The sequence below is a fragment of the Streptomyces sp. NPDC042346 genome, assembly GCF_055581845.1.
In genome coordinates this window covers 76,979-89,659 of sequence record NZ_JBVJEH010000011.1, presented here as the reverse complement: position 1 = coordinate 89,659, position 12,681 = coordinate 76,979, and the positions used below count along the sequence as shown (strand labels likewise).

At 69.1% G+C, this 12,681-nt stretch carries 14 protein-coding genes; 6 read left to right on the top strand and 8 right to left on the bottom strand.

Features of this window, described 5'->3' with window-relative positions:
* The first annotated feature begins 73 nt into the window (after positions 1 to 73).
* Positions 74 to 709 carry a ScbR family autoregulator-binding transcription factor gene (locus ACZ6K0_RS34095; RefSeq protein ID WP_376412409.1) on the top strand — a complete coding sequence of 212 codons (636 nt, stop codon included), beginning with the start codon at positions 74 to 76 and terminating at the stop codon, positions 707 to 709.
* A gap of 231 nt (positions 710 to 940) precedes the next feature.
* Here the strand turns inward: ACZ6K0_RS34095 and ACZ6K0_RS34090 are convergent, their stop codons facing one another.
* Positions 941 to 2,182, bottom strand: coding sequence for a PP2C family protein-serine/threonine phosphatase (locus ACZ6K0_RS34090; RefSeq protein ID WP_469230584.1), 1,242 nt, complete (start codon positions 2,180 to 2,182; stop codon positions 941 to 943).
* Between the two features lie 588 nt (positions 2,183 to 2,770).
* Here ACZ6K0_RS34090 and ACZ6K0_RS34085 point away from each other — a divergent pair.
* The gene (locus ACZ6K0_RS34085; protein WP_469230586.1) at positions 2,771 to 3,508 is read left to right on the top strand and encodes a hypothetical protein; all 738 of its coding nucleotides are present in this window, start codon (positions 2,771 to 2,773) and stop codon (positions 3,506 to 3,508) included.
* On the opposite strand, the gene ACZ6K0_RS34080 is transcribed toward ACZ6K0_RS34085, so the two are convergent.
* Positions 3,491 to 4,039, bottom strand: coding sequence for a hypothetical protein (locus ACZ6K0_RS34080; RefSeq protein ID WP_376412418.1), 549 nt, complete (start codon positions 4,037 to 4,039; stop codon positions 3,491 to 3,493). The two genes, ACZ6K0_RS34085 and ACZ6K0_RS34080, sit on opposite strands and share 18 nt — an antisense overlap.
* 92 nt (positions 4,040 to 4,131) lie before the next feature.
* On the opposite strand from ACZ6K0_RS34080, the gene ACZ6K0_RS34075 reads away from it, so the two are divergent.
* A complete protein-coding gene (locus tag ACZ6K0_RS34075; RefSeq protein ID WP_376412420.1) occupies positions 4,132 to 4,902 on the top strand; it encodes a transposase in 771 nt (256 codons plus the stop codon).
* Between the two features lie 89 nt (positions 4,903 to 4,991).
* Here ACZ6K0_RS34075 and ACZ6K0_RS34070 read toward each other — a convergent pair whose 3' ends face one another.
* The gene (locus ACZ6K0_RS34070; RefSeq protein WP_376412423.1) at positions 4,992 to 5,762 is read right to left on the bottom strand and encodes a transposase family protein; all 771 of its coding nucleotides are present in this window, start codon (positions 5,760 to 5,762) and stop codon (positions 4,992 to 4,994) included.
* 83 nt (positions 5,763 to 5,845) lie between these two features.
* Here ACZ6K0_RS34070 and ACZ6K0_RS34065 point away from each other — a divergent pair, with 83 nt between their 5' ends.
* On the top strand, positions 5,846 to 6,151 hold the full coding sequence (locus ACZ6K0_RS34065; protein WP_376412426.1) for a hypothetical protein: 306 nt from the start codon (positions 5,846 to 5,848) through the stop codon (positions 6,149 to 6,151).
* Between the two features lie 86 nt (positions 6,152 to 6,237).
* On the opposite strand, the gene ACZ6K0_RS34060 is transcribed toward ACZ6K0_RS34065, so the two are convergent.
* From ACZ6K0_RS34060 to ACZ6K0_RS34045, 4 genes are all read right to left on the bottom strand, one after another.
* Complete coding sequence (locus ACZ6K0_RS34060; RefSeq protein WP_327700538.1) at positions 6,238 to 6,531, bottom strand: DUF1330 domain-containing protein; 294 nt, start codon at positions 6,529 to 6,531, stop codon at positions 6,238 to 6,240.
* A 112-nt stretch (positions 6,532 to 6,643) separates the two neighbouring features.
* Entirely contained in the window at positions 6,644 to 8,098 is a 1,455-nt protein-coding gene (locus ACZ6K0_RS34055) for an MFS transporter (RefSeq protein ID WP_469230589.1), read from the bottom strand.
* Positions 8,099 to 8,124: 26 nt separating this feature from the next.
* Entirely contained in the window at positions 8,125 to 8,583 is a 459-nt protein-coding gene (locus tag ACZ6K0_RS34050) for a MarR family winged helix-turn-helix transcriptional regulator (protein WP_376412432.1), read from the bottom strand.
* 290 nt (positions 8,584 to 8,873) lie between these two features.
* Complete coding sequence (locus ACZ6K0_RS34045) at positions 8,874 to 9,413, bottom strand: 2'-5' RNA ligase family protein (protein WP_469230591.1); 540 nt, start codon at positions 9,411 to 9,413, stop codon at positions 8,874 to 8,876.
* A gap of 150 nt (positions 9,414 to 9,563) precedes the next feature.
* On the opposite strand from ACZ6K0_RS34045, the gene ACZ6K0_RS34040 reads away from it, so the two are divergent.
* On the top strand, positions 9,564 to 11,015 hold the full coding sequence (locus tag ACZ6K0_RS34040; protein ID WP_469230593.1) for an RNB domain-containing ribonuclease: 1,452 nt from the start codon (positions 9,564 to 9,566) through the stop codon (positions 11,013 to 11,015).
* 159 nt (positions 11,016 to 11,174) lie between these two features.
* On the opposite strand, the gene ACZ6K0_RS34035 is transcribed toward ACZ6K0_RS34040, so the two are convergent.
* On the bottom strand, positions 11,175 to 12,080 hold the full coding sequence (locus ACZ6K0_RS34035; RefSeq protein WP_376412441.1) for a S41 family peptidase: 906 nt from the start codon (positions 12,078 to 12,080) through the stop codon (positions 11,175 to 11,177).
* 57 nt (positions 12,081 to 12,137) lie between these two features.
* On the opposite strand from ACZ6K0_RS34035, the gene ACZ6K0_RS34030 reads away from it, so the two are divergent.
* A complete protein-coding gene (locus tag ACZ6K0_RS34030; RefSeq protein WP_469230596.1) occupies positions 12,138 to 12,680 on the top strand; it encodes an ArsR/SmtB family transcription factor in 543 nt (180 codons plus the stop codon).
* The last annotated feature ends 1 nt before the right edge of the window (position 12,681 follow it).

The window sequence follows — 12,681 nt, the reverse complement described above, 5'->3', positions numbered from 1 at the left end:
GTTTTGTTTTGAAGCGATCGGTCACTGTTCTCATTCGGCGGACACGCCCCGGAAACAAGGAATACACACTCGCATGGCGCAACAGGAGCGGGCGATTGCCACACGACGGAGACTGCTGATGGGGGCAGCCGAAGTCTTCGACGAGCGCGGCTACGCGGCCGCCAGCATCAACGAGATCCAGGCGCGCAGCGGCGTCAAAAAGGGGGCGATGTACTTCCACTTCAAGTCGAAGGAGGAGATCGCACAGGGTGTGATGGCCTCTCAGCTGGAGGTGGCGCTCGAGTCGCACAGCCTCTCCTCGTCACCGATGCAGCAGGTGATCGACCTCACCCACGAGCTGGCCCACCGGCTGCGCACCGACACCCTCTTCCGCGCGAGCATACGGCTCACAGTCGAACAGGGAACGTTCCAGCCGCATGACTCGGACGTGTACGACTGGTGGCTACGAGCCTTCACCCGCGACCTGGCGCGCGCCCAGGGCGCAGGCGAACTCCGGGAGGAGCTGGCCCCCGAGGACGTGGCGGCAAGCGTCGTGGGCTCCTTCACCGGCATCCAGATGCTCTCCCACGTCACCTGCGACCGCCGCGACCTGCACGACCGCCTGACCAGCTGGTGGCAACAGATCCTCCCCGGCCTCACCACCCCCGAGGCCGCGGTCCGGGCCCTGCCGGCCGGATCGCCCGAGCTCGACCTGACGGCCAAAGCCTGAGTCCTCGCTGCGCGCGCGGCGCTCGGCGGGCTCCGAGCGCACGCCGGCGCTCTCGCAGCGGTAGACGGCCATGGGGGGCGGGACCGAAAGCCCCGCCCCTCACCGCCGAACTCGTCCTCAGCCCTGCCTCAGAACCAGCACAGGCACAGGCACAGGCGGCAGAGGTCCTCTGACGCTGAGTCTGGATCGCTGTGAGCCGGCTGCCTCTGAGCCGGCTGCCTGTGCGCGTGGTCAGAGGCGGACGACGACCAGGGCGATGTCGTCGCGGGCGCCGCCGGCCACGCCGAGGCGGGCGAGTAGTGCGTCGGCGAGGATGTCCGGGCCGGTGCGGGCGTGGTCGGTGAGGGCGTCGACGAGTCGGTGCAGTCCGGCGTCGATGTCCTCGTCGCGGCGTTCGATGAGTCCGTCGGTGTAGAGCACGAGGGTGTCACCGGGGCTGTAGGGGAGGCCGGCCTGCGGGCGGGTGACGTGTTCGGGGCGTGCGCCGAGCGGCGGGTCGGTCGCTCGGACGAGCAGGTCGTAGGTGCCGTCGGGGTGCAGCAGAACGGGCGGGGGATGTCCGGCGCTGCTGTACGCGATGTGTCGGCGACGAGTGTCGATCACGGCTTGGAAGGCGGTGGTGGCCAGCGCGCCTTCGACTGATCGTGAGTACAGGCCGAGGACTTCGAGCGACTTGGCCGGTTCGTGCACGGCGCGGACGGCGGCGCTCAGGGCACTGCGCAGCATGCCCATGACGGCGGCGGCCTCCAGGCCGTGGCCGACGACATCGCCGACCGCGACGCCGAAGCAGCCGTCGGGCAGATCGACGACGTCGAACCAGTCGCCGCACACGTTCAGCGACCCGACAGCGGGCAGATAGCGCACCGCGACATTCCGGTGGTGCTCCAGGTCAGGCGAGTGCAGCATGGCCTCCTGGAGAGTCACTGCGACCTGGCGTTCGCGGGCGTGTGCCTGCCGCAGTTCCTCGTTCAGCCGCTGCAGCTCCCGTGCCCGTGCGTACAGCTCGGCCTCCATCACCTGCCGTCTGGCCAGTGGACCCCCTGCCGGTCCGGGCGGGCGGGAGCGGACGAAGTCGGTCACGTCCTCCACCCGGTGGATGATCCACGCCACCTGCCCGTCCGGGCCCAGTACGGGGGTGTTGATCGGTGACCACCATCGCTCCTCGAACGTCCCGGGCCGGGCCACGACGGGGATGTCGTACTTCTGTACCGCCATCGTGTCCGGTTGCTTCGACCGCAGGACCCGCTGCAGCGAGGCGTTCAGGTTCCGCACTCCGTCCGCGTTCGCGTCCGCCGGGTTGTCCGGGAACGCGTCGAACAGGTGCTGACCGACCAGGTCCTGCATGCTCCGGCCGGTGGCGCGGAGGTAGGCCTCGTTGACGTCGACGATCACCAGGTCCGGACCCAGCACCAGATAGGGACTGGGCGTGGCCGCGAACAACGCCGTGTAGTCAATGTCGCGTCCCACGGGCATGCACCGGTCCTCTCAGCTGCGCAGCGGTGAACGTGCGTCGTCACAGGAAATGCCATGCGATGCCCAGGGCTGTGAGACGCGAGGTGCCCGTCAACGCCGGCAGGGGTTCCAAGACCGCCACGGCATAGTCCTGGCTCCTGTGGCCTCGGTCGGCCGCCGCGATTCGATGGCAGGGTGAGGGCAGTCCTGGACGCCGGTCTTGCGGGCTGCTGCCGAGGCCGACGTACGCAGCCGGCGGCTCCACATCGTCCGTGCCTGCGACTCCGAGCACCGCACCCACGACCTTTCCCCTGCCGATGTCGCCCGCGTCCACCGAGCCGGCCACGAGTTGCTTGAGGCGACAACCGAAACGGTCACAGTACGCCACTCCTTGCTGCCGGTGAGTAAGGAGCTCAGCCGTGACGCACCTGCTTCCAGCGTCGCCCGTGCGGCCTCGCGGCGCGACACGATCGTGGTCGGACACCGTCGTTCTCTTCAGCCCTGCTCAGGCATGAGACGCGCGCCCATCCGTCGCCGTCTGTGCAATGCGCTTGAGACGGCGGCCATCCCGTCGTTTCCGGCAGCCACAGGCGTGATGAGATTCCTGGCATGACAGATTGGCCACAACTCAGCCATGCCTACGGCTCCGCCGAAGACATACCCGCCCTGCTGGCACACATCGCTTCCGAGCCCACGCCAGAGCTCTGGAGTGACCTGTGGTCCGCACTCTGTCATCAGGGCAGCGTCTACTCGGCCAGCTTCGCCGCGCTGCCCTGGCTGGCCGGCATGGCCGAGAACGAAGACCGGGGACAAGCCGTGAACGCCCTGGGCCTGGCCGGCGCCATCATGGCGGGCGCCGAGCAGCCGCATGGAGTGGAGGAAGTTCGCGCACGGCACTCGGCAGAAATCGCGGCCCTGCTGGCATCAGCGAACCGCCATCTCCGGACCGCGACCGATCACACCGAGTACGTCGACCTCCTGGAATCCATGCTCGGCTTCGAGGGCGTCGCGGGATGGAGCGAGCACCTGGCTTGGGGGCTCGGGAACGAGGAATACGAAGTCTCCTGCCCGGGCTGCGAAACCGACCTGTTCATCGTCCTCGGTGAACGCGGGTTCTTCTGCACCAGCGAGGACTACGCCCTGTCGGACGACGCCGTCGAATCCCGCCCGCTCCGCCCGACGAGCCCTGCGACCCTGGAAAGCATCGGCTCGCGTCTCCACGGCATCGCACTCACCGACGGCCAACACGAAGTCGCCCACGTCTTTAAGGGCTGTCCCGCAAAGATCTTGGCTCCGAGTGCGGAGCAGCCTGAAGAGCTGGCGAGGTGCTTAGCCGGTGGTTCGTGAGGTGTCCAGGGACCGGGCGAAGTCGGCGAGCGTGTGGAAGTCGTTCTCCCGTAGGCCGATCCGCGGGTTGACGTGGTGCAGGAGCCCAGGACCTTGGTGGTGGGCGGTCACGTAGGTCTGATCCAGCTCGCTCTGCTCGTCGTCCACCCAGGCGAAGGGACGGCCGCCTGCGTAGTCCACCAGGGGCCCGGTCTTCCAGTGGACTCCATCAGGGCGTTCTTGGAGCAGGACATCGCCGAAGTCCACGAAGGGAAGTTCCGGAAGGCCGAGGACCGGGGCGATCCACCGGTTGGCGTCGTCCATCCATGTGGTGGCCCAGCACAACTCGAAACCGAGCTGGAGCAGGATTCGTCCATGCTCTGGGTTGAGCCAGACTCGCAGGGGTCGTCGGGACGAGAGGCCTCTGTTGTCCTGATGGGCGTCGTTCCGGGGAACTCTGAGTGTGGTGTAGCCGTCGGGACGTCTCTCCGGCTTGGCCGCGTAAGGGTTGAGCGGCCCGTCCACGTCGAGGAACAGCAGTGGTCGGTTCACGGTTTCCCCCGGTCTTGCGCAGTGGACTGCCCCGATCAGCGTAACTGTGGGATTGCCTCGGCATTGGGCCGGCCTGAGTGATGATCACGAGTGTGGCGAGTGTGATCACGGCATCGGAGCCTTCCTGGATAACCTCGTTCGCGGGGCTGAGTCCGCGCTGCTTCGGCAAACTGCTGACCACGCCGCGGCGCGATGGAGCAGATGTGGTCCACCGAGCCTGGCCATGGAGTTTGCCGCTGGAGGACCGGGTGTTGCTGGTCACGGCCTACTGGCGCACCAATCTGACGTTGCGGCAGCTGGCTCCGCTGCTGGGCAACTCGAAGTCCACGGCCGGTCGGGTCATCAACCACCTCGGCCCCCTGCTCGCACTCCAGCCCCGCAAGCGGTTCGCCAAGGACCCCGTACTCATCGTGGACGGCACCCTGGTCCCCACCCGCGACCACACCGTCGCCGAGCGGTCGAAGAACTACCGGTACTCCACCAACCACCGGGTCGTCATCGGCGCCGACACCCGGCTGGTCGTCGTGGTCGGCCGGCCGCTCGCCGGGAACCGCAACGACTGCAAGGCATGGGCGGAGTCCGGCGCCAAGGCCGCCGTCGGTAGGACCCTCACGATCGCCGACGGCGGCTACCCGGGCACCGGACTCGTTATTTCGCACCGCCGACAGAGCGGCCAGCGCGAACTCCCGGCCTGGAAGGAAGAGCACAACCGCTCCCACAAGCAGGTCCGGGCCCGCGTCGAGCACGTCTTCGCCCGCATGAAGACATGGAAGAGCCTCCGCGACTGCCGCCTCAAAGGCGACGGCGTCCACCACGCCATGCTCGGCATCGCCCGGATGCCCAACCTCGCGCTCACCGGATAGGCAAGCGGGATCCTTACGGGACGGCCCTTAAAGCGTGTTGCAGAAGGTGTTGTCTGGGCAGGTCAGAGCCGGGGTCGTGGCCGGTCGGTTCATGAGGCGAGGGCGAGGTTGTGCATGTGGGCGACGGCCTGGACCGCATGATGGAGGCCGTTGCCGCGCTGGCGGCAGTCGCGCAGGATCTTGTAGTGCTTCATGCGGGCGAAGGCGTGCTCGACGCGGGCCCGGACTTTGCGGTGTTCGGCGTTGTCCTCCTCTTCGCCGGGCAGCAGGGCCCGGCCGGGGCGTTTGCGGTGCGGGACGACGAGCCCGGTGTTGATGTACGCGCCGTCAGCCAGCACGGTCACGCCTTCGCACGCCTCAGCCAGGCCGGAGTCCCGCCATGCCCTCGCGTCCGCGGTGTTGCCGGGCACCGGACGGGCAGCCGCGACCACCAGCTTGGTGTCGGCATCAATGATGACCTGCACGTTTGCCGAGAACCGGTAGTTACGCGAGGACGCACCGGCCTTCCGGTCGCGGACCGGGATCAGCGTGCCGTCCACGATCCACAACCGCTCCACCGCGTCGGCCGGCCGGGTGGCCGGCTCGATCGCCAGCAGCGGACGCAGCCGCTGGATCACCCGGCACACCGTCGCGGGCGAGACGCCGAACAGCGGCGCGAGCTGTCGCATCGTGAGGTTCGTGCGGTAGTACACAGCCACCAGCAGCACCCGCTCCGCCAGCGGCAGACACCATGGACGGCCACCACCGGGACCGTTCCCGCCCCGTTCACGGACGACCTTCAAGAGTCGCTCGAACTGCCGCCTCCGCAGCCCGGTGAACGTCTCCACCCACAACGGCTCAGCCCTCAACACCCCACGCATACAGGGAAAATGCCCGCTTCACGGCCTTCTACAACACGCTTTAGGCCCCGTACCAGGGGAGCTGAGCAGCGAGGGGATCCGCGATGACGGCCATCGACGTCGAGACGACCGAACCGTCGGACTTACCCGTGCGCGCCGCCGGGACCGCTGAATCAGGCGATCACGGCGGATCAGACCGTCGGCCCTACCGCGCTGGCCGACTTCTTCCGGCAAGCCGTGGCCCACCAGACCGTACTCATCGAGTCCGCCCGGCTCTGACCCACATCGGCCGCTGGAACCTCGTCGAACGCACCCCCGCCGACATCGAGGACGACGTCCGTGCCGCCGTGCCGCCGCGCTGCCTGGAACCGTCGCCGGACTGGACATCACCGCCGATGCCACTGGCCTGACGCTCTTCGCGACGGTGCGGCGCGCTGACGAGCCGGGGCGATCCCCGCAGTCGGCTTCGTGTCCGTCGCCGACGCAGCCACGCGCGTCAGTCGAGGCCTTCGATGATGCGGAAGTCGCGCTCGACGCCGTCAGCAAGTGCGGCCAGCGCCTCCTGGTAGGCCGCACTCGCATGTGCGGCGACCGCCTGTTCGAAGCTGTCGAACTCGATCAGGACGGTGCGCTCGGCGATTCCGGCGTCGTGTGCGACGACCCGGCTGCCGCGGGAGAGCAGCCGCCCGCCCGCGGCCTCGACGGCTGGACCGGCCAGCTTGTTGTAGGCAGCCAGCTTCTCGGGGTCCGCAATGGTGCGGTAGGCGCTGACCCAATAGCCCTTGACCACGGTGCCTCCTGTGTTCGGAATTGATGTTCAGAAGCATGCTCAGATCCATGGCCGGCGCGCTGTGGGTCAGCGAGCCGACGGAGACGGCGTCGAAGTCGGACGGCTTCGATCCTCAGCTTTCGGTTCGACTCGACCCGCCCAGGCCCGGCACACCGGCTGGGGCTGTGATCGGATGGGTCTCGGGTGAGCGTCGGAGGGCGAGGGCGAGGCTGGCCATCGTCGTGATCGCCATCGCGGCGACGCCGACCAGCGCCGCGGTCGTGTAGGCGTCGTCGTTCGGGAAGAGGCGGTCCGTGGCGGTGCCGGCGGCCAGGACCAGACCGCCGATGGCGCTGCCCAGGGAGTACCCGACGCTGCGGACGACGTAGTTGAAGCTCATGGCGCTCGACGTCTCGCTCTTGGGGGTGACGGCCAGGATGACGCCGGGCATGGCGGCCGAGAAGCTGCCGACGCCGAAGCCCAGCACGCCCATGGCCGCGAGCAGTTCGGCCAGGTTGGACCGGGCGGTGGCGAACAGGACGAACCCGCCGCCGACGATGGCGGCGCTGCCGGCCAGGAGCACGGGGCCGTCGATCCGTTCGCGGACCCGCGGCGTGAGCTTGCCGGCGACGAACCCCAGCACGGAGAACGGGATGAGGACCAGCCCCGCCACGAAGGTGGTCAGTCCGAAGCCGTAGCCGGCGCTGTGCGGCGTCTGCGCGTAGCGGGTGATGAGCGTGAGCAGGAGGTACATGCCGCTCCCGCCGACGAACATGGCGATGTTCGCCCCGGCGACCGCCGGGTGCCGAACCGCCCGGACGTCGACCAGGGGCGTCTTGGTTCGCAGTTCGGAAACGGTCCAGACGCAGAGCAGGAGTACGGCGGCGACGGCAAGGGTCACCGCCACGGCGAGGTGTCGGCTCCACAGGCTCCTCTCGCCGGCCAGGAACAGGACGAGGAGCAGTCCACCCGCAAGGACGAGCGCACCGGCCACGTTCACGTGAGCGGAGCGGCCTTCGGGAGCTGCGGGCATGGAGCGCCACGCGGTCACGAAGGCGATGGCGGTGACGAGCAGGCCGAGGCCGTAGGCGGCCCGCAGTCCGCCGAACTCGGCGAGCAGCGCGGCCAGCGGGTAGCCGACGCCGGCTCCGATGATGGAGACCACTGAGATCAGGGCGATCGTGGCCGCGCTGCGCTCCTCGGGAAGATGGTCGCGGGCCACGCCCATCATCAGCGCCGTGAGACCGAGTCCGACGCCTTGGGCCGCTCTGCCCACGAGCAGCCAGGCGAACGACAGCGGCAGCACGGTGAGCGCGCTGCCGACGACGACGATCGCCAGCGTGGCGAGAATCGTGGCCCGCCGGTGCGGACCGGCTCCGAGCCGGCCGAGGACGGGCGTGGCGACGGCGCCGCTGAGCAGGGCGATGGTCAGCGTCCACTGCGCGCTGTCGAGGGAGACGTGGAACGTGGTCGCCACGCTGGTGATGAGCGGTGTCCCGAGGCTGGCGACCGCCGCCACGACCAGGGCGATGAACACCAGGGCGGGGACCAGCAGACGTGCCTCGGAACGTATCAGGGCAGTGCTCATGGGCTGGTCACGAGCCTGGGCCGCGGTCACCGGTCCGACTCCTCTCGGGCGTGGCTTTCGAGCTCCGCCAGATGCAGCAGCGCCGGAAGGGCTGCTGCCAAGGCCTCGACCTCGTCACCGGTGAGTTCGTCGATCAACCGCGCGTACGCGTCGACGCCCGCCTGGCGTCGCGTCCGGACGTACGACGCGCCGGCCTCGGTCAGGCACACCAGCGTGACCCGCTTGTCGGACGGATCGCCCTTCCGCACGACCAGCCCGGATTCCTCCATCACCCGCACCAGGACGGTCATCGCGGGCTGGGTGACGCCCTCGGCCACCGCCAGATCGGTGATCCGTCGCGGGCCGGTCTTGTCCAGGGTGGCCAAGGTGGCGGCGGACGTCAGGCTCATGTCGCGGGGAAGGCGTCTCACGGCCCTGGTGGCCAGACCGTAGAGGGCTGACCCGATGGCATCGGAAGCGCCGTGCGCGGCGTCTCGGAGACTCATGCCTGAAGCATAGCGGATTTATATGAATCCTTTATGCATCTCCCGATCGGGGTTCGGCGATAGTTGACTTGTAACGCGTTCGCGTAAAGGAACGGCGTCGGTTTTGATCGCCCTGAGGGATCGCCCTGAGCGATCGCCCTGCCGGGCGACCGCGACCGCGATCCGGGGCCGCGCGGGGGCTCAGGAGACTGCGTCCTCGGCCCCTGGTATGCAGCCGGCCGACTGGCCCCACGCTGGTCCGCCGCCCGAGGGACAGCGGACCAGCGCTCAGCCAAGCCTCATGGCCTGCTTCACTCTCCGAGCGCGAACGACGCCCGTACGTGCCACTTCGTGCCGTCGTACACGATGAGTTCAACCGACGAGACGCGAGACGTGAACGGAAGCCTGTCGGCGAGGTCGGCCTCGATCTCCGCCAGGACGGCGTCGTCCTGTCCTTGAGCGATGGTCAGGTGCGGCACGATCTCGGCGAACCGGCCGCCGTACGGCGGAGCCTCAGGCCAGCGGTCAGCGATCGCCTCCGTGAGCTGCCTCAGCCGTGTGTCAGGCTCGGGGACGAGATACAGGACTTCCGGGAGCCGCCCGCATCTCTCGAACCGCAGGTCGAAGGCCTGGTGGCGGCCGAGTACGTCCGCGAGTGCGGAGTGGACAAGCGCGTCTGTTCGGCTCTCGTCGAGGAACGGGAAGAGCACGGTGATGTGGGCGGGGACCCCGGCCGGGGCCGAGGGGTCGAGCCGTTCACGCCACCGCCCGACGGCCGGCTCCGCCTCCGGGATCCGGACGATGAGGCCCGTCTGGCCCGTCTGAAACGCACTGGTGCTGTCATCTGCCATGACGCCGCATGGTGTCACCTCTGCCGCAGAGCCGTCCGGCCGATGCCGCTCCCCGCGTCCGCAGGGGAGGACCTCCCTGGGCCGCTGCTCCTTCCCCCGCCCGGACCCGCTCACTGAGCCACCCCGTGGTCGCCGCCTTACGCTCGCGACATGCGACGCCGCCAGATGCACATGTCCCGCGAGGCTCAGGACGCCCTGCTCAAGGCACTGCAGCAGCTCCGGGCAGAGCTGAAGACCCCTACGGAATTTCCCGCGCATGTGCTGGAAGCGGCGGAGGACGCCAAAACCGGGCTCCAACTGCCCGACAAGGACGCCACCCACCTGCCGTTGTTCACGATCGACCCGCCGACCTCGAAGGACCTCGACCAGGCCATGTACCTGGAGCGGCGGCCCGGTGGCGGGTACCGCGTGCACTACGCCATCGCCGACGTGGCCGCCTTCGTCAAGGCGGGTAGCCCGCTCGACGCCGAGGCTCACGACCGGATCGAGACGCTGTACTTCCCCGACCTCAAGGTGCCCCTGTACCCGCCCTCGATCTCCGAGGGGCCGGCCAGCCTGCTTCCGGACCAGGTCGTCCCCGCCCTGCTGTGGCAGCACGACCTCGACGCCGACGGCAACGTGACCGACTCGACTGTTAGCCGGGCCAAGGTCTGCAGTCGGGCCAAGCTCAGCTACCAGGGGGTCCAGCAGGACATCGAGGCCGGTACGGCCGAGGAGTCCGTCGCCCTGCTGCGCGAGATCGGCAAGTTGCGGGAAGCGGTCGAGGCCGCGCGCGGCGGGGTCGCGGTGAACCTGCCGGACCAGGAGGTCACCCTGGCGGGCGGATCGTTCCGGCTGGGCTACGTGGCGGCACTGCCCGTGGAGGGCTGGAACGAGCAGATCTCCCTCATGACCGGAATGGCCGCGGCCCGGATCATGCTGGAGAGCGGTACCGGGATCCTGCGGACCCAGAAGGAACAGGCCGACCAGGACGTGGTCCGGCGCGTGCACGACATCGCACAGCACCTGGGCATCGACTGGAAGCCCGGCGTCTCGTACGCCGCACTGGTCAACTCCCTCGATCCGGCTGACCACAAGCACATGGCCTTCCTCAGCGAGGCCACCGCCATGCTGCTCAAGGCGGAGTACACCACCTTCCGCGACCATCACGTCCCGGAGCACACGTTCCACGCGGCGATCGCGGCCCCGTACACCTACTGCACGGCCCCGTTGCGGCGCCTGATCGACCGGTACACGGGCGAACTGTGCGTGGCCGCGTGCACCGGCCAGGCCCCGCCGAACTGGGTGCTCGACGCCCTGTACTGCCTGCCGTGCGACATGGCGCGGGGGAAGGGGAAGGTGGCGGACCGGCGCGCGGTGGACCTGGCGGAGGCCGCGGTTCTCAAGAACCGGGTGGGCGAGGTCTTCGGCGGCCTGGTCATCAACACCGACGCGGAGGACAACAAACCGAAGGAAGGCACCGTGTACCTGGCGGAACCCGCCGTGATGGGCAAGATCACGTCCGGCGCCACGCTCGACCTGGGCGCGAGCGTCCAGGCCAAACTCACACGGGCCGACCCCTTCTTCCCCAACAAGCACAAGATCCTCTTCAACACGGTGTAGCGCCCCGTCGCCCCCGACGGGCCGCGCCACCCGCGCGGACCACAACGCCGGGGCCGGCCACCTCGCCGCCGGAGAGCCGGGGCCCTCGCCGCCGAAGTCAGCCGCTGACGGGGCCAGGGGGAGGCGCTGCGCGCAGTGCTGTCGATGAGCCGGACCGGGTCAGCCCGCCAGGCGGGCGAGGGCCAGCGTGTGCGCGTGGTCGAGGGAGTCAGCGGCAGCGCAAGGGATGTCCGGCTGCACGCCGGTGCCCTCCCAGTTCGTGCCGGAGACGGGGTTGATGGCGCGGCCGACGGGGATGGTGGCTTCCAGGTGCGGGTGCACCGTCCAGCCCCTGCACGGGTGTGCGCCGCCGCGGCTGGGCTCGCCGACGACTACGGCGCGGCCGAGCTGCTGGAGGTTGTACGCCAGCTCTTCAGCGGCAGAGAAGGTGCTGCTGCTGGACAGCACGTACAACGGCTTGCTGCCACCGAACCGCGCGCCGGGAACGAGCGGCAGGCTCCAGGACTGCTCAACGCGCTCGTCGCTGCGCCAGTGCATGGTGTTGAGATGGGTGCGCTCGTCCAGGAGGTAACTGCAGACGAAGGCGACCGTGTCCGGGTCGCCGCCCCGGTTGGTGCGAAGGTCCACGATCAGCGCCTGGGCGCGGGAGGCCACGGTGAGCGCGGCGCCCAGCGGTTCGGCGGCCCACTCCAGCGGGAACAGCATCGGTGCCAGCTCCACCACGGCGACCCCGCCGTCGAGCAACTGCACCCGGGGCGCACCGCCCAGCGAGGTGTCGAAGTCCCGGCGCATGGCGTCCAGGGTGGCCGCGCCCTGCTTCGGGGACACCGGGTCGGCGTGGTGCTTCAGCCTCAGGTGTCGGTCGCCGTTGACGGACTGCAGGTCCGCGGTGACCAGACGGGCGAGCTCCTCGGCGCCGTCGACGTCGTACGCGCCCTCGGCGAGGCGTCGTTGCAGCAGGCCGGAGAGCTGCTCGGCTATCTCGGGGAAGACGTAGTGCTCGTTCAGGAGCCGGGCTGTCTCGTCGATAACAGGGGCCGGCGGAAGCTTCGTTGAAGTCGTCATGACAGGGAGTAGAGCATTACCCTTGCGGAAGCGTCAAAGAGTTTAGACACTTTCGGTATGCGTGATCAGCCTCCCTACCTGCCACCCCCTGAGGACGTCCTGGAGATCGGTGCGCCTGAGCAGTTCGCGGCACTCGCCCACCCGTTGCGTCAGCGGCTGCTCTTCGCCCTGGGCCACCGGCCTGCCACCACCAGCCAACTCGCGGCGCAGCTCGACGCGAAGAAGGGCAACGTGGCCCACCACCTCAAAGTGCTCCGCGAAGCCGGGCTCGTCCACATCGCCGAGACCCGCCAGGTCCGCGGCGGCACCGAGCAGTACCACCAGCGCACGGCCCGCCAGATGGTCGTCGCCGAACCCCAAGCGGCAGGCACCGCCGCGATGCTCGCCGCGGTCGCCCACGAGCTGGGCCGCTCTCCCGCCGAGACCCACCTGACACTGCGCCACCTGCGTCTCAGCCCCGCGAAGGCAAGAGAACTGGGCGAGACCCTCACCCAACTGGTCGACGAAGCCGAGGAGAACGCAGAAGACCAGCCTGTGCACGGCGTGTTGGTGGCGCTCTACCAGCAGGCTCCGCCGACCGGCACGACCAGCACCGCCTAGA